Source organism: Micromonospora sp. NPDC049201 (assembly GCF_055586805.1).
Window position 1 is genome coordinate 209,604 of the sequence record NZ_JBVJHM010000001.1, and the last position, 21,707, is coordinate 231,310.

Annotated in this window: 21 protein-coding genes; 12 read left to right on the top strand and 9 right to left on the bottom strand. The window is 74.6% G+C overall.

The genetic code is table 11. The features are described 5' to 3' along the window. Positions 1-87: 87 nt before the first annotated feature. A complete protein-coding gene (locus tag ACZ6O5_RS00725) occupies positions 88-1,602 on the bottom strand; it encodes a cellulose binding domain-containing protein (protein ID WP_465973777.1) in 1,515 nt (504 codons plus the stop codon). A 56-nt stretch (positions 1,603-1,658) separates the two neighbouring features. Further along, the gene (locus ACZ6O5_RS00730) at positions 1,659-2,645 is read right to left on the bottom strand and encodes a TIGR01777 family oxidoreductase (RefSeq protein ID WP_465973778.1); all 987 of its coding nucleotides are present in this window, start codon (positions 2,643-2,645) and stop codon (positions 1,659-1,661) included. A gap of 123 nt (positions 2,646-2,768) precedes the next feature. On the opposite strand from ACZ6O5_RS00730, the gene ACZ6O5_RS00735 reads away from it, so the two are divergent. The 7 genes from ACZ6O5_RS00735 (at position 2,769) to ACZ6O5_RS00765 (ending at position 9,336) form a co-directional block, all read left to right on the top strand. Further along, positions 2,769-3,872, top strand: coding sequence for a cellulose binding domain-containing protein (locus tag ACZ6O5_RS00735; protein WP_465973780.1), 1,104 nt, complete (start codon positions 2,769-2,771; stop codon positions 3,870-3,872). Positions 3,873-3,883: 11 nt separating this feature from the next. After that, on the top strand, positions 3,884-5,023 hold the full coding sequence (locus ACZ6O5_RS00740) for a glycoside hydrolase family 53 protein (RefSeq protein WP_465973781.1): 1,140 nt from the start codon (positions 3,884-3,886) through the stop codon (positions 5,021-5,023). A gap of 343 nt (positions 5,024-5,366) precedes the next feature. Next, entirely contained in the window at positions 5,367-6,587 is a 1,221-nt protein-coding gene (locus tag ACZ6O5_RS00745; RefSeq protein WP_465973783.1) for a cytochrome P450, read from the top strand. Beyond that, positions 6,584-6,814 (top strand): ferredoxin, encoded by a 231-nt coding sequence (locus ACZ6O5_RS00750; protein ID WP_465973785.1) that lies wholly within the window; start codon positions 6,584-6,586, stop codon positions 6,812-6,814. The genes ACZ6O5_RS00745 and ACZ6O5_RS00750 overlap by 4 nt, the downstream gene beginning before the upstream one ends. 109 nt (positions 6,815-6,923) lie before the next feature. Continuing rightward, a complete protein-coding gene (locus tag ACZ6O5_RS00755) occupies positions 6,924-7,301 on the top strand; it encodes a UBP-type zinc finger domain-containing protein (RefSeq protein WP_465973787.1) in 378 nt (125 codons plus the stop codon). A gap of 289 nt (positions 7,302-7,590) precedes the next feature. Next, positions 7,591-8,526, top strand: coding sequence for a peptidoglycan-binding protein (locus ACZ6O5_RS00760; protein WP_465973789.1), 936 nt, complete (start codon positions 7,591-7,593; stop codon positions 8,524-8,526). A 255-nt stretch (positions 8,527-8,781) separates the two neighbouring features. Beyond that, the gene (locus ACZ6O5_RS00765; RefSeq protein ID WP_465973791.1) at positions 8,782-9,336 is read left to right on the top strand and encodes a murein hydrolase activator EnvC family protein; all 555 of its coding nucleotides are present in this window, start codon (positions 8,782-8,784) and stop codon (positions 9,334-9,336) included. A gap of 33 nt (positions 9,337-9,369) precedes the next feature. Here the strand turns inward: ACZ6O5_RS00765 and ACZ6O5_RS00770 are convergent, their stop codons facing one another. Next, positions 9,370-11,541: a BTAD domain-containing putative transcriptional regulator gene (locus ACZ6O5_RS00770; protein ID WP_465973793.1), complete on the bottom strand. Its 2,172-nt coding sequence runs from the start codon at positions 11,539-11,541 to the stop codon at positions 9,370-9,372. Positions 11,542-11,843: 302 nt separating this feature from the next. Between ACZ6O5_RS00770 and ACZ6O5_RS00775 the strand changes: the two genes are divergently transcribed. Then, positions 11,844-12,749 (top strand): TerC family protein, encoded by a 906-nt coding sequence (locus tag ACZ6O5_RS00775; protein WP_465974312.1) that lies wholly within the window; start codon positions 11,844-11,846, stop codon positions 12,747-12,749. A gap of 88 nt (positions 12,750-12,837) precedes the next feature. On the opposite strand, the gene ACZ6O5_RS00780 is transcribed toward ACZ6O5_RS00775, so the two are convergent. Together ACZ6O5_RS00780 and ACZ6O5_RS00785 are read right to left on the bottom strand one after the other, a co-directional pair. Then, positions 12,838-12,963 (bottom strand): hypothetical protein, encoded by a 126-nt coding sequence (locus tag ACZ6O5_RS00780; RefSeq protein ID WP_465973795.1) that lies wholly within the window; start codon positions 12,961-12,963, stop codon positions 12,838-12,840. 35 nt (positions 12,964-12,998) lie between these two features. Beyond that, positions 12,999-13,547: a hypothetical protein gene (locus tag ACZ6O5_RS00785; protein ID WP_465973797.1), complete on the bottom strand. Its 549-nt coding sequence runs from the start codon at positions 13,545-13,547 to the stop codon at positions 12,999-13,001. 217 nt (positions 13,548-13,764) lie between these two features. Here ACZ6O5_RS00785 and ACZ6O5_RS00790 point away from each other — a divergent pair, with 217 nt between their 5' ends. From ACZ6O5_RS00790 to ACZ6O5_RS00800, 3 genes are read left to right on the top strand one after another with little or no spacing between them, the layout of a single operon-like run. Then, positions 13,765-15,771, top strand: a complete 2,007-nt coding sequence (locus tag ACZ6O5_RS00790; protein WP_465973798.1) for a putative bifunctional diguanylate cyclase/phosphodiesterase — start codon at positions 13,765-13,767, stop codon at positions 15,769-15,771. 26 nt (positions 15,772-15,797) lie between these two features. Further along, on the top strand, positions 15,798-16,505 hold the full coding sequence (locus ACZ6O5_RS00795; RefSeq protein ID WP_465973800.1) for a VOC family protein: 708 nt from the start codon (positions 15,798-15,800) through the stop codon (positions 16,503-16,505). A 44-nt stretch (positions 16,506-16,549) separates the two neighbouring features. Further along, positions 16,550-17,203 carry a nitroreductase family protein gene (locus ACZ6O5_RS00800; protein WP_465973802.1) on the top strand — a complete coding sequence of 218 codons (654 nt, stop codon included), beginning with the start codon at positions 16,550-16,552 and terminating at the stop codon, positions 17,201-17,203. A gap of 20 nt (positions 17,204-17,223) precedes the next feature. Here ACZ6O5_RS00800 and ACZ6O5_RS00805 read toward each other — a convergent pair whose 3' ends face one another. After that, a complete protein-coding gene (locus ACZ6O5_RS00805; RefSeq protein ID WP_465973804.1) occupies positions 17,224-17,673 on the bottom strand; it encodes an SRPBCC family protein in 450 nt (149 codons plus the stop codon). After that, entirely contained in the window at positions 17,670-18,719 is a 1,050-nt protein-coding gene (locus ACZ6O5_RS00810; protein ID WP_465973806.1) for a saccharopine dehydrogenase family protein, read from the bottom strand. The genes ACZ6O5_RS00805 and ACZ6O5_RS00810 overlap by 4 nt, the downstream gene beginning before the upstream one ends. A 95-nt stretch (positions 18,720-18,814) precedes the next feature. Between ACZ6O5_RS00810 and ACZ6O5_RS00815 the strand changes: the two genes are divergently transcribed. Further along, positions 18,815-19,711, top strand: a complete 897-nt coding sequence (locus ACZ6O5_RS00815) for a LysR family transcriptional regulator (RefSeq protein ID WP_465973808.1) — start codon at positions 18,815-18,817, stop codon at positions 19,709-19,711. Positions 19,712-19,716: 5 nt separating this feature from the next. On the opposite strand, the gene ACZ6O5_RS00820 is transcribed toward ACZ6O5_RS00815, so the two are convergent. Further along, entirely contained in the window at positions 19,717-20,511 is a 795-nt protein-coding gene (locus ACZ6O5_RS00820; RefSeq protein WP_465973810.1) for an alpha/beta fold hydrolase, read from the bottom strand. Continuing rightward, positions 20,508-21,704, bottom strand: coding sequence for an SRPBCC family protein (locus ACZ6O5_RS00825; RefSeq protein WP_465973812.1), 1,197 nt, complete (start codon positions 21,702-21,704; stop codon positions 20,508-20,510). Before ACZ6O5_RS00825 ends, ACZ6O5_RS00820 begins: the two co-directional genes overlap by 4 nt. Between the last annotated feature and the right edge of the window lie 3 nt (positions 21,705-21,707).

The window sequence follows — 21,707 nt, forward strand, 5'->3', positions numbered from 1 at the left end:
CGGACCGGACCGGGCCGGGCCGGACCGGGCCGGCGCGACGGCCGGGCCCCGCCGGCGGTGCGGCGGGGCCCGGGTCGGTGGACGAGGTCAGTTGCAGGTGGTGCCGTTGAGCGTGAACGGCGCCGGCACGGCGGGGGAGCCGTCGGCGGTGAAGCCGACGTTCACCGCGCCCCCGGTCGGGATGGCGGCGTTGTGCCCCTCGTTGGTGACGGTCACCGCCGGGCCGGTCTGCTGGAAGACGCCGTTCCAGTGGCCCTGGACGACCTGGCCGCCGGGGAAGGTCCAGCCCAGCGACCAGCCGTTGACGGCCGGGCCGTCGTTGTAGACGGTGACGCTGGCGGCGTATCCGGTGCTCCACGAGTTGGTGACGACGAAGGAGACCCGGCAGGTGCTGGCGCTCGCCGTCGCCGGCACGAGGTTGCCGTAGTCGTCGCGGGCGGTGGCGAAGTCCTGGAAGCCGAAGCCCGGGCCCGCCGACCGGGTGGTGGTGCCGGCGGCGAGCACGGTGCCGTCGGCGTTGACGGCGTAGACCGGACCGCCGCTGTCGCCGCCCCGGGCGGCCTCGTCGCCGTCGAGCTGGGTGGCCTCGACGAGGTCCTCGATGTCGTCGTAGTGGAATTCCACCCGCAGGTTGCAGACCGGGCCGCCGAGTGCGCCGGCGGAGGTGTACCCGGACTGGCACAACAGTTGGCCGGGGAAGACCTCGGTCCAGCCGGCCACCCGGGCCCGGACCTCGTCGTGCTGGCCGCCGACGTAGATGTGGTCCCCGGGGGTGGACGTCGAAATGATCATCGTGTCGTGGTCGTCGTTGCTGTCGACCGCGTAGCCGACGAGCGTGCCGGTGCCGGTGGACGTGTTCCAGCCGACGTGCCAGGGCGAGCCGACGGCGCCGCAGTGCTCGGCGGTGAGGACGTAGCCGGCGTTGGTGTCCGCGTTGCGGACGCCGAAGCCGGCGGTGCACCCGGGGGTGGTGAACCCGATGCCCGCGCCGCCGTCGAACGGCGCGGCGTCGCTGGCCCGCGACCGGGGCACCATCCGGTCGCGGGTGACCACGCTGGTCCGGACGCCGGTGGCCGGCAGCTTCGGCAGCGCGGCGCCCGGGGTGCGGTCGACGGCGATCTCGATGCCGCTGCCGTCGGTGCGCAGTCGCACCGAGCGGCCGGCGCCCGCCGGGCCGGCCTCCACCACCGGGGTGAGTCGGGCGGCGGCCTTGCGCAGGTCGGCGCGGGACCAGGTGGCACCAGCCACCTGGACCGGCGCGGTGCGGCGGGCGGCGGTGACGGCTGCCGTGACGTCGGCGGGTGGCGCGCCCTTCCACCACAGGGTGACGTGGTCGTCGACCAGGCCGATGCCGGCGTAGCCGCGGGCCGGCGTGCGCTCCACCGCGGTGCGGATGACGTTGGCGGCGTCGACGAGCGGGGCCTGGGCGACCATCCGGTCCACGGTCCGGGCCGGGATGACGTCGAGGATGGTGCCGGGGGCGCGGGTGGCCTCCGGCCGGTCGGACGCCGCGTGTCCGGCGAGGGGCCCGGTGAGCGTCGTCGCGCCGATCACCGCTCCGGCGACCACCGTACGGGCGATCGCTTTCCGAATGTGTGTCATGACGCCGAGTCAAGCAACGTCCGATGTGGGGGGACAGGCAGGACGTCCGGCAGGAGTCAACCTGCCGGGGAACGGCCGGTGCCGTCGGCCGTCGCCCGGCCCTGTCCCCGGCGACGCCGTCGGGCCAGCTCCCCGGCGGCGGCCGGCCAGTGGGGGTGGGTGAACGTGAACCCGGCGTCGGTGAGTCGTCCCGGGGTGACCCGCCGGCTCTTCAGCAGCAGTTCGGTGTCCGACCGGAGCGCGAGCGCGCCGAGCTCCGCCATCCATCCGGTGGCGGGCAGGCCGACCGGCATCCGCCAGGCCGACCGGAGCGCGCGCATGAACTCCCGCTGAGGCAACGGGTGCGGCGCGGCCAGGTTCACCGCCCCGGCGAGGTCCTCGCGGGCGATCAGGAAGCGGACGGCGCGGACGAGGTCCCGGTCGTGGATCCAGGAGACGTACTGCCGGCCGCCGGCGACCGGTCCGCCGAGGCCGAGCCGCGCCAGCCAGCTCAGCACGTCGAACACGCCACCACGGTCGGGGCTCATCACCATGGCCGACCGCAGGGCGACCTTGCGCGTGTGGGGAGTCGCCGCCTGTTCCTGCGCGGCCTCCCAGTTCCGGGCGATCTGGACGCTGTACGCCCAGTATCCGGGCACGCCGTGCTCGTCGCCGCCGATCAGGCCGGCGTCTTCGTCGTTGGCGGCGTCGAAGCGGTGCGCGTAGATCGTCGCGGTGCTCATCTGCAACCACACCCGGGGCGGTCGGGCCCCCCGGCCGATGGCCTCGCCGACCACCCGCGTGGACTCCACCCGGGACCTCATCATGGCGTCGAGGTTCGCGGCGGTGTACCGGCAGCTCACACTGCGCCCCGCCAGGTTGACGACCACGTCGCTGCCGTCGATCCGCTCGGCCCAGTCGCCGAGCGTGACGCCGTCCCACCGGACCTGACGTGGCCCCGCCGGTGAGCGGGTCAGCAGCACCACGTCGTGGCCGTCGGCGGTCAACGCCCGATCCAGGATGGTGCCGATCTGTCCGGTGCCGCCAGGGATGACGACCTTCATGGCCCCTCCTCGCCCGACCTTGTTTGAACGCGTTCAACTTATCCGCGGGCGGTCGGGTGGTCAAGATCGACCGAGGTGTGGGACATGTTGGCGATCATCGATATCTGCGGGCATCGTCGAGGTATGACAGGCGTCTGCTCGTCCTCGCCGTTCCGCCGTCCTCGATCGGGTCTGCTGGCCGTCCTCGTGCTGGTGGTCGCGGTGCTCGGCACCATGGTGGGCACCACACCGGCGATCGGGTCCTCGGGTCCGGCCGCGGCGCCCAGCGCGCCGAGCACCACGCCCTTCCCGCCGAGCCCGCCCACGAACCTGACCGCCAGCGAGGTGACGACCCGCTCGGTCACCCTCACCTGGACCGCCGCCACGCCCGGCTGCTGCCCCGTCGCCGGCTACGACATCACGTACTACCAGCCGTTCGACGACGTCCTCTACAGCGCCAGCGTCGGGGACGTCACCACCACCACGATCACCGGCTACATCCAGCCGGGCCGCCAGTACTCGTTCCGGGTGGCCGCCCGGGACAGCCTCGGACACCGCTCCGGCTCGTCGGACACGGTGACCGTGGTCACCCCGGTGACGGACACCGGCCCGGACACCACGCCGCCGACCGCCCCCCGGAACCTGACCGTCGGCGAGGTGACCGGCACGACCGCCGCGCTGTCCTGGTCGCCGTCGACCGACGACGTCGGCGTGCTCGGATACGACGTCTACCGCTTCGACGGCTGGTTCACCTCGACGCGCGTCGCCACCGTGGCGGGCACGACCTACACGGCGGCGTTGCCCCCGTCGACGCCGCTCCGCAACCTGTACTACGTGCGGGCCCGGGACGCGGTGGGCAACGTGTCGATCGCGTCCAACTCGGTCACCCTGCCCACGGCGGACACCCCGCCCACCCCGCCGCCGTCGACCTGTCGGGTGAGCTATCGCAACGAGTCCGAGTGGCCGGGCGGATTCGTGGCCACCGTGACGGTCCGGAACACCGGGGCGGCGCCGATCGACGGCTGGACCGTCACCTTCACCTTCCCCGGAGACCAGCAGGTCACCTCGGGATGGAACGCCACGGTCGGGCAGACCGGCGCCACCGTGACCGCCCGGAACGTCGACTGGAACCGGACGCTCGCGCCGAACGGCTCCGCGACCTTCGGCCTCCAGGGCCGGTGGGGCGCCAGCGACGCGGCGCCGACCGGCTTCTCGCTGAACGGCGCACCCTGCGCCGTCGGTGCGTGAGGGGCAGGGCAGTGAGCAACCGTCCCGCCGTATCCCACCGCCGCCCCCGGGCCCTGGCCGCGGCCGTCGCGGCCGGCGTCCTCGCCGTCACCGCCACGCTCGGCGGCCCGCCCGCGCCGGCCGCCGCCGCGAACACGCTCAGCATGCGGGGCGCCGACGTCTCCTCGTTGCAGCGCAGCCTGGACCTGGGCGCGAGGTACTACGACGCCGGCGGTGTCGCCCGCGACCCCCTGGACATCCTGAAGTCCGTCGGCGTCAACTACGTCCGGCTGCGTGTCTGGAACAACCCGGCCAGCGGCTACAACAACAAGAGCCGGGTGCTGACCCAGGCGAGCGCGGCCCGGGCGAAGGGCCTGAAGGTGCTCATCGACTTCCACTACTCCGACACCTGGGCCGACCCCGGCAAGCAGTACAAGCCGGCCGCCTGGGCCGGCCACAGCCTGAGCCAGCTGCGGACCGACGTGTACGCCTTCACCTACGACGTCTGCGCCAGCCTCCGGGCGCAGGGCACCCCGCCGGACAGCGTGCAGATCGGCAACGAGATCAACGTCGGGATGCTGTGGAACGAGGGGAAAGTCGTCAACAACGACTTCGCGCCGCTGGCCGGCCTGCTGAAGCAGGGCTACCAGGCGACCAAGGCGTGCGGCGGCGACATCCCGGTGATGATCCACACCGCGGACGCCGACAGCAACGCCAACGCCCGCTGGTTCTACGACGGCATCCGCGCCCAGGGCGTGCAGTGGGACGTCACCGCCCTGTCGTACTACTGCATGTGGCACGGCACGCTGGCGAACCTCTACCGGAACATCGTCGACCTGCGCGGTCGCTACGGCAAACCGGTGGTGATCGTGGAGACCGCGTACCCCTTCACCCGCGACGACGCGGACGGCGAGCCGAACGCCGTCGGCGACGCGACCTGTGACGGCATCGCCGCGACCTGGGCCGGGCAGGCCCAGGAGTTCGACTGGGTGCAGAACACCGCGCGCAACGCCGGCGCCATCGGGGTCTTCTACTGGGAACCGACCTGGTACGCCGTGCGCGGCAACGGCTGGGACCCGGGGAACATCAACGGCACCGGCAACCAGTGGGACAACATGGCCGTCTTCGACTGGTCCGGGCGGGTGAACCCGGGCGTACGCTGGACGCCCTGACCTGCCCACCGGCAGGCTCGCGCCGGTCACCATGGAGGCGGGGTCGCTGAGCAGCCGGGCGGCGGCTTCGGCGACCTCCCGCGGCTCGGGCCATCCGCCCGAGTGGAATGCCGCCGTTGATCCTCGCCCGGACGCCCGGGGACGCCGCCTCCCAGGCGTCGATAGGTCCGCCCTTCGGCTGCCGATGCCGGAGGTGTTGACGATCGCGCCGCCGCCGGTAGTACGGCGCGCACGCTGACCGCGTCCTGGGCCTCGACCGTGGGGATTGTGTCGACCTTCATCGATGAGTAACGTGGCGCACCGATGTGACTACTCAACGCTTCAATCGGAGGTGGTACATGTGATGGGTGCCGTGGAGGCGGAACTGCCGCTCTGGCCGCCGGTCAATCCCACCCGAGGTCCGTTCGCCCCGCTGGACGAGGCGGAGCGCCAGCGTTACGGCGGCCCGGTGAGACGGGTGCGCCTGTCCACCGGGGCCGCGGCCTGGCTGGTCACCCGGCATGCCGACGTCCGTCAAGTGCTGCGGCACCCCGCCTTCAGCGCCGACTTCTACCGCCCCGGCTTTCCGTTGCTGCGCCCCTTGCCGCCCCGGGAGGCCGAGGAGGGCAAGGGCATGTTCTTCCGGATGGACGGCGCCGAGCACGCCCGGCTGCGCCGGATGCTCACCGCCGAGTTCATGATCAAGAATGTCCGTCGGATCGAGCCGCTGATCCGGCGTAGCGTCGAGGAGTCGCTCGACGCCCTGGCCGCCGCCGGGCCCCCGGCCGATCTGGTGTCGACCTTCGCCCTGTCCCTGCCGTCCATGGTGATCTGCCACCTGCTCGGCGTCCCCTACGCCGACCACGACTTCTTCCAGGCCCGCAGCCGCTCGCTGCTCGATCGCGAGCTGCCGCCGGAACAGCTCCGGCACGAGTTCGGGGCGCTGCGCGACTACCTCCGGGCGCTGATCGACGCCAAGCGGGCCCGGCCCGACGGATCGGACGATCTGCTCGGCCGGCTGATCCGGGAACGGGTCGAGCCGGGGGAACTCGACGTGGACGAACTGGTCGGGATGGCGATGCTGCTGCTCGTCGCCGGTCACGAGACCACCGCCAACATGATCGGGCTGAGTGTCCTGCTGCTGACCCGGGAACCCGGGCGGTACGCGCTGCTGCGCGACGAGCCCGACCGGACCGCGGATCTGGTGGAGGAGCTGCTGCGTTACCTGAGCGTCCTGCGGACCGGGGTGCTCCGGGTGGCCACCGAGGACGTCGAGATCGGCGGCCGGGCGATCCGGGCCGGCGAGGGCGTGATCGCCCTGATCTCCCTGGCCAACCGGGACGACGAGGTCTTCGACGATCCGGACCGGTTCGACCCGTACCGGCAGGCGCACCAGCAGGTGGCCTTCGGGTTCGGGGTGCACCAGTGCATCGGGCAGCCGCTGGCCCGCGCCGAGTTGCGCATCGCGCTGACGGGGCTGGCCCGCCGCTTTCCCGACCTGCGCGTGACGGCCGCCCCGGAGGAGTTGAGCACCCGGGACAACTCGATCGTCTTCGGTCTCGACGCGCTGCCGGTGACCTGGTGACCGCCGCCGGCGGCCCCGTCGGCGAGGAGTGGACGGTGCGGGTGGAGGTGGACCGGGGCGCCTGTTGCGGCTCGGGGAACTGCGTGCTCGCCGCGCCGGAGGTGTTCACCCAGGACGACGCGGACGGGCTGGTGCTGCTGCTGGCCGCCGCGCCGCCGGCGGAGTGCGCCGAGCGGGTACGCCGCGCCGCCGACCTCTGCCCGGCCGGGGCGATCCGGGTCACCTGACGGGGACGTCCACGGCGGGATCGGGCGACACGCGGATGCACCGCCGGCCGGAAGGCGACATGATGCAGGCCGGAGCGTGCACGCGGTCACCAACCGGAGGGGAACAATCGTGAACGACCTGCCCGAGTCGGCATCGCCGGCCGAGACCGTGGCGATCGACCCGGCCGTGCCGCCCAGCGGACCGGGCTGCGTCGAGTGCGAGTCCACCGACGGGTGGTGGTTCCACCTGCGCCGCTGCGCGGCCTGCGGGCACGTCGGCTGCTGCGACTCGTCGCCCGGCCAGCACGCGACCGCGCACGCGGCCACCACCGGCCACCCGATCGTGCAGAGCTTCGAGCCCGGCGAGTCGTGGTTCTGGGACTATTCCCGCGGCCGGTTCCACGCGGGCGGGCCGGAGCTGGCCGAGCCGCACGCGCATCCGCTCGACCAGCCGGCCCCGGGGCCCGAGGGCCGGGTGCCGAGCGACTGGCAGACCCGGCTGCACTGAGCCGACCGGCGACGCGGGGACGGCGACGGCCGCCGCGCCCGCGTCGCCGGCTCACTCCGGCTGCGGCACCAGCCCGGCCGCGCGGCACCACTGCCCAGCAGCACCGTCTCGGCGGCGGCCAGGAACTGCCCTGTCCACCGCAGATCCGCCGGCGAAGACCTTTTACACTTTCTCAATCCTTGTAAATATTTATCGCCGTCGTGATACTGGTGCCGGGTCCGGCAGCCGTCCCGGACCGGACGGGCCGGGCCAGCGAACCGGCCGGTCATCTCCTGGATGAGGAGCGCCGATGCCGACTTCCCTCCGACGCCTCACCGGCCGACTGGCCGTGGTGGTGCTCGCCCTCACCGCCGTCCTGGTCGGCCCGGCCGCCGCGCAGGCCGCCACACCTGCCTGGCCGACCATCGGCGCCGGCATGTCCGGCGCCAACGTCGCCTCGGCCCAGTTCCTGCTCCGGCACCACGGCCAGACCCTGACCGTGGACGGCGCCTTCAGCGCCGGCACGACCGCGGCGACGCAGGCGTTCCAGTCCGCGAACGGCCTCACCGCCGACGGCGTCGTCGGCGCCCTGACCTGGTCGCGGCTCGTCGTGACGCTGGACCCCGGCGCGAACAACAACGCGGTACGCGCGTTGCAGACCGCGTTGAACAAGTACGGGTACGGGTTGACTGTCGACGGGGCCTGGGGCGCCGGCACCACCGACGCGGTGACCGCCTTCAAGACCGGGCGCGGACTCACCGGCGGCACCACCGTCGGCGCGACGACCTGGCAGTGGCTGCTCGGCGGGGGCGGTGGCGGTGGCCTCTACGCGCCGATCATCGACCGCTCGGTCCTGCCCCGGTCGGAGTACGACGATCCGCACCACGACTATCCGGCGATCGACCTGCCCACGGTGACCGGCGTGACCACGTACGCGATCACCGCCGGTACGGTCGGCTACGCGGGCGGCAGCTGTGGCAACGGCATCGGCCTCACCGCCGACGACGGCGTGTACTACCTCTACTGCCACCTGTCGTCCCGGGTCGTCGCGGCCGGGGCGCGGGTCACCCCCGGGCAGGTCGTCGGCTACACCGGGGCCACCGGCAACGTGACCGGGCCGCACCTGCACCTGGAGATCCGGGTGAACGGCGCCAACCGCTGCCCGCAGCAGCTCCTGCTGGCCGTCTACGACGGCGCCGCCGTCCCGGCGCCCTCGGCGCTGCCCGCCACCGGATGTTTCTACTGACCGCCGGCCGCCCCGTCGTGATCGCCGTGCGCCCCCGGCCGCATCAGCGACCCGAACTTCTCCGGGCGCTCCCGCCACTGGCCGGCCGCCGGGATCCCACGTCCACATCCTGCTTGTCGGGTCCCTCGACGCCCGGGGGTCCGGCGTCGGCACGGGTCGCGGCCGGTGTAACGGTGATGAAACGGTCCTGTCGTTACTGTCCTGGTTCAGCGGCGCGCGCTTCGGAAACCCACCGTCTACGACAGGACTTCCGCCATGCGACGGACATTTCTCCGCGTACTCATGATCGCCGCCCTGGTGGCCGGCGGCCTCGGCCTCGGTGCGGGCGCCGCGCCGGCACCGGCCCTGGCGGCCTACGGTGCGGTCAAGTGGCCGGCGACCGGGGTGATCACCAGCAAGGTGGACGACCGGTGCCCCGGCTACGACAACCACGACGGCTACGACATCGCCGGCAACTACCGGTCGGTGATCTCGGCCGCCTACGCCGGGTCGGTGAGCTACATCGGCTGGGACGCCGGCGGCTACGGGAACTTCGTCATCATCACGCACACCAGCGGCTGGAGCACCCTCTACGGCCACCTCGACGGGTTCGTCTCCCGGATGCGGGTGGGGGAGTACTTCAACCGTGGTGACGGCATCGGCTACATGGGTTACACCGGCGGGGTCTCGCCGCCCGGCATCGGCGGCACGCACCTGCACTTCGAGATGCTGCGCTACGACTCGCCGCAGGTCTGGAACTCGGCCGGCACCTGTGGCCAGAGCGTGAGCCGGGGCAGCGCGATCCCGTTCGACTTCGCCGGCCTGAACTGACCGGTGACCGCCCCGACGGCGGCGGGCGGGCGGTCACCCGCCCGCCGCCGTCACCTGGCGGGCGTCGCCCCGGCTGCCCACCGCGAGGTAGGTCCGCCGGGCGCGTGCCATGTCGCCGGCCAGCACCGCCTCCGCCGCCTGCCGCCACGGCGATTCGACGGGCGCGTGCCGGGCGAGGGCGCGCACGTCGAGGCCCGCCTCGCGCAACGCCAACGGCAGGTCGACGCCGAAGCTGCTGGTGAGCGCCGCGCCGTGCACCCGGTCCAGCAACTCCTCCGCCGTCGCGGTGATGCGGGCGCGCGGCCGGTCCAGAGCGATCCGCACCCGGAGCCGCTGCACCAGCGCGGGGCCGAGCAGCGTCGCCCCGCCGTCGCGCCGCGCCAGGCGTTCCGCGGCGCCGGAGTGCCGGTCGGCGGTCGGCAGGTCGCCCTGGTGCAGGGCCAGGCGCGACAGGACGACGTGCACCTCGGAGGCCATCCGGTGGTGGCGGTGCTCGCCGCGCAGGTAGCGGACGCCCGCGCCGCGCGCCGCGGTCCACCGGCCGCGCTGGAACGCCTCCCGCACCCGTTCGGCGACCAACCAGGGCACGTCGGCGGTCGCCTCCTGCCCGCGGATGCTCCCCACGGCCAGCTCCCGGTAGGTGGCCGCCGGGCCGAGCCGCGCCCGCCGGTCCTCGGCGTCGGCCAGCGCGACCCAGAGCGTCGGCGGCACCCAGCCGAGACGGCCCCGGTACGCCTGCGTGAGGTGTGCGAGTTCGGCGACCACGTCCGCGTCCCCGGCGGTCAGGTCGACGAGCGCCAGGTTGGCGCGGGCTCGCAGGTCCAGCGGCGTCAGGGACATCTGCCGGGCCCAGGCCAGCCCGAGCAGTCCCGCTCGCCGCGCGGGCCGGCCCCGGTCGCTGACCGCCAGGATCCCGCAGATGTTGACCAGGGCCGCCGCGCCGGCCGGGTCGGGCGCGCGGTCGTCGATCAGGTCGACGGCCTCCGCCACCCGCCGGAGGGCGGAGTCGCCGTCCCCGGGGCGGAGCCAGAGCACCCGGGCCTGCCAGGACAGCGCCTCGGCAGCCTGGTGCCGCCGGTCCTCCCGGCGGAACAGCGTCGCCGCGCGGGTCAGCTCGTCGAGCCCCGCGCCGCTCTGGTGGTAGCGGACCTCGCCGAGCCGCAGCAACGCCTCGGCGCGGGAGGCCGGGTCCCCACCGAGCCGCAGGGTGGCGGTGAGGCAGTGCGCCGCCCGCCGGTAGTCGCCCCGGTCGGCGATGTAGGCGCCGGCCTCGGTCAACGCCCGCAGCGCGGCTCGGCTCCCCGGCGACGGCGACCGGTCGTCCGCGCCGGCCCGGATCACCTCGCGCGCCGGCGGCGAGCTTCCCGGCAGCGGCTCGTCGTGGTCGAGGATCCGGCGGTACGTCCGCACCAGCGCGGTGCTCGGCTCCACCCCGAGGTCGTCACGCAGCCGCCGGCGGAAGGCCCGATGGGCGGTGACGGCCTCGTCGTACCGGCCGGCGAGCGACAGCGCGCGCAGGTGCAGGTCGTGCACCCACTCGGCGGTGGGTTCCTGCGCGGCGAGGGCGGCCAGGTCGGGCAGGACCGTCCGGTGGTCGCCGAGCCGCAGGCGCGCGTCGAACGACATCCGCCGCAGTTCCCGCACCTCCTCGCCGACCGCCACGAGTTCGGGCCACCGGTCCGGATCCGACCAGACGCCCTGGCACGGCGCACCGCGCACCAGCGCCGACGCGCGGTCGAGCAGGTCCACGGCCCGGGCCAGATCCCCGCTCGCCTCGGCGCGACGGGCCTGGTCCCGAAGCTGACGAAGGTCGGCGAGATCGCTGCTCCCCGGGCCGAGGTCCCACCGGTAGCCGTCGGCGGTGCGGCGCAGACCGGCGTCGGCGTCGGGACCGGCGGTCCGAAGCCGCTGCCGGAGCCGGTGCACGAGGACGCGGATCGCGCCGCGGTCCACGTCGTGGCGCTCGGACCACACCCGGGCCGAGAGCGCGGACAGGGGCACGCCGGCCGCGTACCGCAGCGCCAGCGCGGCCACGAGCGCCCGCTGTCGCGGGCCCGGCCCGAGCACGTCGGTCCCGGCGACCCGTACGTGCAGCGGGCCCAGGACCCCGCACCACAGCGGGGGACGGCTCCCGGGCTCGTCGCGCCCGGTCGTCGGATTCGGGTCGGGCCGGTCCCACGCCAGCCGCCCAGGGCCCCTGTCCATCGATGCACCTCGACGTCAAGTCTAGGCGTCGCCGGGGCCGGGCCCGACCCTTGACTTGCGAACTCAGATTACCGAATAATGGATCGTAATTCGAGGGGGAGTACCCATCCCGCACCGGACGCGTCGGCCGTCAGGACGAGCCCGCCCACGGGCTCCGGCCACGCGAACCGTCCGCACCCGTCGGGCGGCCAGGGGAGACCTTCGACCCGTTCGCCGGCGACCCGCCGGCCCGGTCGGAGGGAGCGCTCGCCGTGTCCGTACCCCTGTGGGCCTGGTTGGCCCTGAGCCTGGTGATCGCCGCGATGCTCGCGGTCGATCTGTTCCTGCACCGTGACAACCACGTCATCGGCTTCCGCGAGGCCGCGATCTGGTCGGCCGTCTGGATCGCCGCCGGGCTGGCGTTCGGCGTGGTGCTGTGGCTGTGGCAGGGCGACGAGGCCGCCGGCGCCTACTACGCCGGGTACCTGATCGAGAAGGCGCTGTCGGTGGACAACGTCTTCGTCTTCGCCCTGGTCTTCACCTACTTCGCCGTGCCGGCCGCGTTCCAGCACAAGGTGCTGTTCTGGGGCGTCATCGGCGCGTTGCTGTTCCGGCTGGTGTTCATCTTCGTCGGCGCCGAACTGCTCGAGACGTTCTTCTGGACCGCGTACGTGTTCGGCCTGTTCCTGGTCTGGACCGGCTGGAAGATGGCGTTCCGGCACGACGCCGAGATGAACCCCGACCGCAACCTCGTCGTCCGTCTCGTCCGCCGGGTCGTCCCCACCGACGCCCGCTACCACGGCGACCGGTTCTTCGCCCGGGTCGACGGCCGGCGCGTCGCGACGCTGCTGTTCGTCGTCCTCGTCGCGGTCGAGGCCACCGACCTGATCTTCGCGATCGACTCCGTCGCCGCGATCCTGGCGATCACCACCAGCACGTTCGTCGTCTGGACCGCCAACGCCTTCGCGGTGCTCGGCCTGCGCAGCCTCTACTTCTGCCTCGCCGGCCTGCTGCGCCGGTTCGTGCACCTGCACCACGGCCTGGCGTTCCTGCTCGCGTTCGCCGGGGTGAAGCTGATCCTCTCCGAGACCCCGGTCGGCAAGCTGCCCATCCCGCTGACCCTCGGCGTCATCGTCGGCACGCTCGCCGTCTCCGTCGGCTGGAGCCTCGTGGCCACCCGCGGCCGACAGTCGACCGGCGACGGACCGCGCACCCCCACCGCCCGCTGAACCGCTGCGGCGGCGCCCGCCACGACGCGGGCGCCGCCCGTGCCGGGCGGATTCCGGGGCGACCGGGGGCCGCCCGGCACGCGGTGGATCAGACGCAGTCGGCGGTGATCTGGTAGTCGGCCAGGATCACGCCGTACCCGCCGCCGCTCCGCCAGTTGCCGTCGCGGTAGGTGACGCCACAGGTCTTGCCGAACCGCTGCTCGTAGGCGTGCATGCTCGCCTCGGCGCCTGCCGGCCCGGCCGCGCCGGTCAGACGCCGTCGGGGCCCTGTCGGCGCAGGTCGTCGACCGTCGTCATGGCCTGCCGTAGCTGGGTCAGCCAGTCGTCGGTGTGCCGGCCGACGAGCCGGACGCACCAGGCCAGCGCCTCCGATCGGGAGCGGGCGACGCCGGCGTCCACCAGGGTGTCGAGGACCTGCCGCTCCGGCTGGCGGAGCCGGGTCATCACCGGCGCGGCGAGGTGGGAGAACAACTGCTCGGTCGCCCCGCAGCGCACCCCCCAGCTCACCTTGCGCTGGTAGCGGTGCTCGACCTGGCGGGCGACGCGGATGCGGTCGTCGCGGGTGTCCTCCCGGAACCGGAGGATCCGCCCGGCCTGGGCGGCGGTGCGGTCGGCGTCGGTGACGTCGGCGGCGAGCTGGGGTTCGGGCAGGCGGCCCCAGATGGTGATCTCGTCGCGGTCGATCACGACCTGCGGTGGCTCGGAGAACCATCCGTCCGGGGTCACGCCGGTGATCCAGCCGGTGGCGTCGGCGGGGGATTCCGATCGGGCGTGGGGCGGGGTGTGGCGAGGGGACATGACGACTCCTTTGCTCGTGATTACATGATTACACGATTACGGAGTTACGTGGCTAGTGTTCCGCTCACCGCGAACACCGTCGGCGCGGCCACCGGAGGGGGTGCTCGACGGGCGGACCGGCCGGGTGCGTCGATAGACTCCGCGTCGCGGCAAGATGACCTTCCGTCGTCCGTCGCGTGCCGGGCTCCCGGTCGGTGCAGAAAGTGGGTGATCCCGAGTGAGCGCTCTGTCGGTGATCGCAGCCGACACCATCACCACGGCCCTGGTGGTCCTCGCCTCCGACGGTCGGCCACTGTGGCGCAACCTGGCCGGTCACCGGCTGGGGCCGGGCCTGGACGAGCTGCCGCTGGCCGGCCTGGCACCCGGCGAGAGCATGACCGACCTCCCGGTCCCCGCCGCGGACGGCACCCTGCGGTGGTTTCAGATGCGGTGCCATGGCATGGAGCACGCGGGCCAGCGGCTGCGGCTGGTCGAGGTGCGTGACGTCAGCGCCGAACGCGAGGAGCGCGAGCGGGGACGCAACTACCGGTGGCGGCTGGCGCACATCGAACAGCTCGCCAAGGTCGGCACCTGGGAGTGGGACGTGCGGGGCAACGCGGTCGTCTGGAGCGACGTGCTGCTGCAGATGTTCGGGCTGCCGCCCGGCACGACCCTCGACTACGGGTCGTACCGCCGGATGCTGCACCCCGACGACGTGGCGATGATCGAGAGCACGCTCGACACGGCGCTGCGCACCGGCGAACCCTTCTCGTACACGCACCGGATGTTCCTCGCCGACGGCGTGACGATGCGGGTGTTCGAGTGCTACGGCGAGGTCTTCACCGACGACGCCGGCGCGCCGACGCGGGTGCTCGGCACCGCCCACGACATCACCGACATACGCCGGGTCCAGGACGAGCTGACCCGCCTCGCCGAGCGCGACCCGTTGACCGACCTGCCGAACCGGCGCGCCCTGCTGGCCCGCATCGACGAGCTGCTCGCCGACGACCAGGGCACCGGCGCGTTGCTGCTCGTCGACATCGACAACTTCAAGGACATCAACGACGTGCACGGGCACGCGGTGGGCGACGAGGTCCTGCGCGCGCTGGCCCGGCTGCTGGCGCACGAGCTGCCGCCCGGCACCGTGCTGGGCCGGCTCGGCGGGGACGAGTTCGCCGTCGTCCTGCCCGGGGCGGACGCGGCGGGCGCCGTGGTGTTCGCCGAGGCGATGTGTGACGCCGTGGTGCGTGCCCCGGTGCCGACCGCCGGCGCCGGGCTGCGGGTGACCCTCAGCATCGGCGCCGCCGCCCGGCAGCCCGGCGACACCCGCGACACCCTCCTGGCGCACGCCGACCTGGCCCTCTACGAGGCGAAGGACGCCGGCCGCAACCGGGCCCGGCTCTACCTGCCCGAGCAGTACCGCCACGCCGTGCGCCGGGTCAGCGTGACGACCCGGGTGCGCCGGGCGCTCGACGAGAACCGGATGGGTCTGGACGCGCAGCCGATCGTCGACCTGTCGACCGGCCGGGTGATCAGCCACGAGCTGCTCATCCGACTGCGCGACGGGGTGCAGCCGGCCCTGTCGCCCGCGCAGTTCCTGCCCACCGTGGAACGCGACGACCTCATCGGTGACCTCGACCGCTGGGTGGTGGCCACGGCGACGGCGGCCCTGGCCGCGCCGGGTCCCACCCGGGCCCGCCTACGGCTGGACATCAACATCTCCGCCCGCTCGCTGGAGTCACCGGGGTTCGGCGACTGGGTGGTGCGGACCCTGCGTGCCGCCGGCATCGAGGCCGACCGGCTGGGACTGGAGGTCACCGAGACCGCGGCGATCACCAACGTGGCCGCGGTCCGACACCTCGCCGACGCGCTGCGCGCCGCGGGCTGCCGGCTGAGCCTCGACGACTTCGGCGCCGGCTTCGGGTCGTTCGCCTATCTCAAGCACCTGCCCTTCGACACCGTGAAGATCGCCGGGGACTTCGTCCGGCAGGCGGACCGCGGTGGCGCGGACCCGGTCCTCATCGACGCCGTCGTCCGCGCCGCGCACGGCCTGGGCATGCGGACCGTCGCCGAGTCGGTCGAGCACGCGCCCCTGGTTCCGGCGCTGCGCTCGCTCGGCGTCGACGCCGGGCAGGGCTTCCATCTGGGCCGTCCCGCGCCCCTGGACGAGCTGTTGCGTCGGACCGCCCACGCCTGGCAGGACACCGTCGTCGTGCCGACCGTCGTCCGGCCGCCCGAGCCCTGACCGACCGACCGCACCCGGAGGACCCCGTGACCCCACCCCCCGCCCCGGCGTCGCCCATCGGCGCCGAACTCGTCACCGACGATCTCGATGCGGCACGTGACTTCTACGGTGACCTGTTCGGCTGGACGTTCACCACCACCGCGCACGGCGGCACCGCGTACGCCGGTGGGGTGGTCGCCGCCGAGCTGCGCCGCGGCGACGGCGTGGCCCGGTGGTGGACGGTCTTCGGCGCGGCCGATCCGGCCGGCGTCCGGGCGACCGCCGAGCGGGCCGGAGCCCGGGTCACCGGCGACGAGGTGCGCGATCCGCTCGGCGCGGCCTTCCGCCTGCGGGCCGGCGCGCCGACGGCGGCCTCCGGGGTGGGACAGCCCTGTTGGTACGAGTACATGACCGGGGACCCGGGGCCGGCCGACCGGTTCCTCGCCGACGCGCTGGGCCTGCGGGCCTCGGTGCCGCCGGGCGCGCCGGACGACTCCTACGCCCTGCTCGCCGGCCCGGCCGGCCCGGTCGCCGGCCGGCTGCGGATGCCGCCGCCGTTGCGGAACCTGCTTCCGACCGGCTGGATGGTCTACGTGGCGGTGACCGATCCGGACGACACCGCCGCGCGGGCCGTCCGGTCGGGTGGCCGGGTGCTGGTGCCGGCGAGCGACGTCATGACCGGTCGGGTGTGCGCCCTCGCCGACCCGGCGGGTGCGGTGCTCACCGTGATCCGGCCGGTGGCCACCGGCGGCTGACACCCGTCGGGACGACCGGCCCGCCGGCGTGCCACGCTGGCGGGATGCCGACGTTGCCACTGACCCCCGACGACCTGCTCACCACCACCCGAACCGTGCGTAAGCGGCTGGACCTGACCCGTCCGGTGCCGATGGACCTCGTCCGGGAGTGCCTGGAGATCGCCCTGCAGGCGCCCTCCGGCTCCAACCGGCAGGGCTGGCACTGGATGGTCGTCACCGACCCGGGCGTACGGTCCGCGATCGGCGGGTTCTACCGCCGCGCGGTCGAGAGCTACCTGGCGTCGGAAGGGTCGGCGGCACGGCTGTTCGTCGACGAGCCCGAGCGCGCCGCGGTGCAGCGGCGGGTGGGGGAGAGCGTGGCGTGGCTCGGCGACCGGATGGGCCAGGTGCCGGTGCTGCTCATCCCGTGCCTGCGGCTCTCCGGCGGCGGCGAGTTGCCGGCCGGCAACCAGGCCGGGCTGTGGGGGTCGCTGCTGCCGGCCGCGTGGAGCTACATGCTGGCGGCGCGCGCCCGCGGACTCGGCACCGCCTGGACCACGCTCCACCTGGCGTACGAGGCGGAGGTGGCCGAGCTGCTGGGCCTCCCGGCCGAGGTCCGGCAGGCGGCCCTGATCCCCACCGCCTACTACACCGGCGACACGTTCCGGCCGGCGAAGCGCCAGCCACTCGACGAGGTGCTGCACGTCGACCGCTGGTGAGATTCCCCGCCGCGCCGGGTTCAGCCCGCGATGCCGTCCAGCCAGCGCTGGTGCCAGTGCAGCAGGGACCGGGTCAGCACCGGAGCGGCCAGGTGCGGCAGCAGCCCGGTCTGCGTCTCCTCGGTGACCACCCGGGTCCCGCCCGGCACCGGGGTGAGAACCCAGCGGTGGTGCCCGGACGAGCCGACCGCCCGACCGGTCCAGCCCAGCAGCCGGTAGGGCTCCCAGCGGTCGACCACGCACCGGACGCGGACCCGCGACGTCGTCCAGCGGAACTCGACGCCGGGGCCGAGGAGCGGCGCGCCGGTCAGCACGACGCGCCGGGCGTTCGGGTACCACGACGGCCAGGCGGTGGCGTCGACGAGCCGCGCCCACACCGCCTGCGGGGGCAGCGGCACGAACGCCTCGTTGCGAATGTGCACGGGGCAGCGCGCCGGTTCCCGGCCGGGCGGCCATCCGGGGGCGGTCACCGCAGGTCCCGCAGCGACGTGCCGGGCGTGGTCAGCGCGATCTGCGGGCCGTGCACCTCGGCCGGGGTGCGGTAGCCCGGCGGCGCGTCCCCCGCCGCGGTGCGGGCCAGCAGCTCGACCGCGGTGTGGGCGCTGTACCGGTAGGCGTCCGGGCCGGTCAGCACCGCCTCGGCCACCGTGCCCGCGTCGTCGCGGACCAGCCCGTGCACAAGCGTGCGACCGGCGTCGAGCTGCGCCGGCGTGGGCCCGTCCGGCAGCCGGGCCAGCAACGCGGCCCGGACGCGCCGCGCGGCCGGGGACGTGACCAGCCACGGCGCGGCCGGGGCGGCGCGCAGCGCCAGGCGGATCGGCGCGGGCGCGGCGAAGAACGTCGCGACGTCCGCGACGCCGGTGGACCGCGCGGCGGAGACGACGTCCGCGCGCCAGGGGTTGGTGACCACCCGGGTACGCGTCGCGCCGTCGCCGATCCACCGGTGCTCGGCGGCGGCGCGCGCCGGCACCAGCCGCCCGTCGCGTCGCTGCACCCCGGCGTCCGCCATGCCCCCGGTGAGCGTGTCGAGCGTGCCGCGCGACACCCGGCCGACGGTGGCGAACGACAGCTCCAGCCGGCGGGCGGTCGGCAGCCGCCGGGCGAGGTGCACGGCCACCGCGTCGGTCGGCACCACACCGAAGCCGACGCCGGGCATCGCCATCACCCCGGCGGCGGTCAGTTCGGCGTCCCGCCGCCACACGGTCAGGAACTCCGCCGCCTCCCCGGACAGGTCGAGGTAGGGCGTTCCGGTCCGGACACAGGCGTCGAGCAACGGCTGCTGGGTCCGGGCGAACGGACCGGCCGCGTTCAGCAGCACCGCGGCGTCGGCGAGCAGCCGGTCCAGCGCGCGCGGCTGATCCAACGCGGCGGTACGGACCGGGGCGTCGAGACCCAGCGCCGCGAGCCGGTTCGCGTCCCGGCCGGCCAGCACCGGGCGGAGCCCGCGGTCGACGGCGAGGCGGGCGACGAGCCGGCCGACGTACCCGGTGGCCCCGTAGATGATGAGGGAAGACACGCCCCGACCATGACCCGCCGGGACCGCCGGTGTCCAAGAGACGCCGGCACGGTGTCGAGAGGTTTCTCCTATCCGACCTGGCTAGGGTGGGGCCGGTGGACCTGGAGCGGGTACGGGCCTTCGTCGCCGCGACGGAGTGGATGAACTTCACCGCCGCCGCCGAGGAGTTGGGCCTGGCACAGCCGTCGCTGTCGGCGCGGATCCGGGCGCTGGAGACCGACCTCGGCGTCGAGCTGTTCTCCCGACGCAGACGGCAGGTCGCGCTCACCGCGGCGGGCCGGGCGTTCCTGCCGCACGCGCGTGCCCTGCTCGACCTCGCCGCCGAGGCGCGCCGCGACGCGCGCCGGGCCGCGCACCCGGCGCCGGGTCGCCGGCTGCTCATCACCACGCTGGCCGCCAGCCTCGACGAGTTGAAGGCGGAAACCGTCCTCGGGCTGCGGCGTGACCTGCCGGACTGGCAGGTCACGCTCACCGGCGTGCCGTTCCGGGAGCACCTCTCCCGGCTGCGGGACGGCACCGCCGAGGCCGGCTACCTGTGGCCGCCGTACACACCGGACGCCGTTCGCGACCTCCACCTGGAGCCGGTCGGCGCGTTCCGGCGGCTGCTGGCTGTGCCGGCGCGGCACCACCTGGCCGGACGACCGGAGCTGACCGTGGCCGACCTCGCCGGGGAGCCGCAGGTGCCGATGCCGGACGACGTCGACGCCGCCTTCGTCGCCGGGTGGCGGCTCACCCCGGACGCGCCGGTCGGCGCCGGGGAGCCCGTCACCGACGTCGCCGGGCTGCTGCGCGCGGTGGCCGGCGGTGTCGGCTGCTGCCCGGTGCCGTCCCTGCTGGCCCGCACCGCGGCCACGCCGGGCGTGGCGTACGTCCCGGTGCGCGGGGCGCCGCCCGCGACGCTGGCACTGGCCTGGCGGGTGGACGCGCACCCCGAGATCGACCACGCGCTCCGGGCCGCCGCACGCCGGGCCCGGGGCGGGCCGGCGGACTGACCGGGCTACCCGGCCCGCGACCGGCCCGGGGCGTCGCCGTTGGTCAGCGCGTCGGCGATCGCCGCCCACACGCCCGGGTGGGCGACCATCCCGCCGTGCGAGCTGTCCACCGTCACGCAGCGGGCCGCCGGGTCCTGGGAGGCGTGCCAGGACACGATGCCGTCGCTGCGGCTGGCGATCGAGGTGAACGGCAGGCCGGGCGGCGCGGCGGCCAGCACGTCGTCGTGGACCTCGCGGCAGCAGTCGCCGAACGGGCAGTTGCGTACCCAGTCCCGGCGGCCGAGCCGGGTCATGGTGGCCATCCACATGGTCAGCAGTCGTACCGCCAGGTGGATCCCGAACGGGTCGGTCAGCGGCGAGCCGAGCGTGACCAGGGCGCGTACCCGCCGGGGGTGGCGGACGGCGAGGGCCTTCGCGAACATGCCGCCCCGGCTGTGGCCGACGAGGGTGACCGGCCGCCCGGTCTCGGTGTGCAGGCGGACCAGGGCCGCCTCGACGACGGCCAGGTCCCGGCTGGAGCAGCGTCGGCCGTCGGTGAGCCCGGTCGGTCGGGCGTCCCACCCGCCCTCGCGCAGCCAGTCCCGCAGCAACGCCACCCGGTCGTCGCCGGCGGCGAAGCCGGGCACGACCAGCACCGGCGCCCCCGGCTCGGGCGGCGTCGGCGGCGCGGGACGCGCGGCCCGCAGGGCGGCCAGCTCGGCGCCGGCCCGCCGTTCCCGCCAGATCGGCGGCGTCACGCTGCGCGGCAGCCCGAGGTAGTGCAGCGGCGTCCGGAACGGCTGCCAGGTGCCCTCGCTCACCGGGTGCTCCCCTCCGTCGTCGGGCGGGCCGCGCCGTCCGCCCCGTCGTCCTCCCGGCGCAGCGCCGCGTCCAGCCGTTCCAGTGTGGTCGCCATGCCGGCGCGCAGGTGGGCGGCCCGGTCCGCGACGCCGACCAGGCGCTGGACGGCGCGGACGCCCGCCATCTGGGGCGTCGCCCGGGTCATCGACTCGGTGACCCGGGTGCCGCCGTCGACCGGCTCCAGCTCGTAACGCCAGGTGGACGACGACGGCCAGGCGGTGGTGAACCCGAACACCCGGCCGGGCACCGCCTCCGTCACGGTCGCCGCCATGCGCCACCGGTAGAACGGACCGATCCGGTTGCTGCCGGTGAACCGCCGGCCCGGTTCGCGCCACCGGGCGGCGTAGGTCTCCGGGCTCCACTCGCCCATCCGGGTGATGTCGCTGACCAACGCGTAGACCCGGTCCGGGGCGGCCGGGACGGTGCGGCTGACGCGGACCGAGAGCGCGGGCCGCGCCTCGTGGTCGGCGATCACGCGGCGGGCGAGCCGCGCGGACGACGCGGGGTTCTGCCCGGTGTAGAGGTTGCGGTCCACGGTGACGAACGGCCGCAACGGCACGCGACCACGGACGTAGCGGGCGCCGCGGGCCACCAGCTCGTCCTCCAGCAGCCAGCGGGCCTTGCGGGCGAACCGGTTGAGCAGCTCCTCCCGGTTCGACAGGCCGGTCATCGTGTAGCCGGCGAACGGCCACGTCCCGTCCTCGCCGGTCGCCGCCAGCGTCGCGGCGGGGGCGTGGCAGAGCAGGGCCAGCGGCGTGCCGGCGCGCAGGGCCCGGGTCAGCAGCGCGCCGGAGACCGGATCGACGGCGAGGTCCTCCATCGGGCCGTGCCCGCCGGGGTAGAAGATCGCGTCGTAGTCGGTCGGGTCCACCTCGGACAGTTTCCGCGGGTGGGCGAACTCCCGCGCGTGGGCGGCGAGATAGCGGCGGTGCCGGCGCGCGCGCCGGGGTCCGGTCGCGGGCAGCCGCAGGCTGAGCGGGTCGACCGTCGGGGGCACGCCGTCGGGGGTCGCCACGGTGACCCGCCAGCCGGCGGCGGAGAAGATCCGGTGCGGCTCGACGACCTCCTCGGCCCAGACGCCGGTGGGGTGCCGCGTGCCGTCCCGCAGCGTCCAGTGGTCGGCCGCGGACAGGACCATCAGCACCGCGCGCATCGC

What these genes read in the sequence shown, in the direction of transcription:
- ACZ6O5_RS00825 (WP_465973812.1), bottom strand. Translation starts at nt 21,704, where the DNA reads ATGCGCGCGGTGCTGATGGTCCTGTCCGCGGCCGACCACTGGACGCTG.
- ACZ6O5_RS00760 (WP_465973789.1), top strand. Translation starts at nt 7,591, where the DNA reads ATGCCGACTTCCCTCCGACGCCTCACCGGCCGACTGGCCGTGGTGGTG.
- ACZ6O5_RS00775 (WP_465974312.1), top strand. Translation starts at nt 11,844, where the DNA reads ATGCTCGCGGTCGATCTGTTCCTGCACCGTGACAACCACGTCATCGGC.
- ACZ6O5_RS00800 (WP_465973802.1), top strand. Translation starts at nt 16,550, where the DNA reads ATGCCGACGTTGCCACTGACCCCCGACGACCTGCTCACCACCACCCGA.
- ACZ6O5_RS00780 (WP_465973795.1), bottom strand. Translation starts at nt 12,963, where the DNA reads ATGCACGCCTACGAGCAGCGGTTCGGCAAGACCTGTGGCGTCACCTAC.
- ACZ6O5_RS00735 (WP_465973780.1), top strand. Translation starts at nt 2,769, where the DNA reads ATGACAGGCGTCTGCTCGTCCTCGCCGTTCCGCCGTCCTCGATCGGGT.
- ACZ6O5_RS00730 (WP_465973778.1), bottom strand. Translation starts at nt 2,645, where the DNA reads ATGAAGGTCGTCATCCCTGGCGGCACCGGACAGATCGGCACCATCCTG.
- ACZ6O5_RS00765 (WP_465973791.1), top strand. Translation starts at nt 8,782, where the DNA reads ATGCGACGGACATTTCTCCGCGTACTCATGATCGCCGCCCTGGTGGCC.
- ACZ6O5_RS00745 (WP_465973783.1), top strand. Translation starts at nt 5,367, where the DNA reads ATGGGTGCCGTGGAGGCGGAACTGCCGCTCTGGCCGCCGGTCAATCCC.
- ACZ6O5_RS00785 (WP_465973797.1), bottom strand. Translation starts at nt 13,547, where the DNA reads ATGTCCCCTCGCCACACCCCGCCCCACGCCCGATCGGAATCCCCCGCC.
- ACZ6O5_RS00725 (WP_465973777.1), bottom strand. Translation starts at nt 1,602, where the DNA reads ATGACACACATTCGGAAAGCGATCGCCCGTACGGTGGTCGCCGGAGCG.
- ACZ6O5_RS00770 (WP_465973793.1), bottom strand. Translation starts at nt 11,541, where the DNA reads ATGGACAGGGGCCCTGGGCGGCTGGCGTGGGACCGGCCCGACCCGAAT.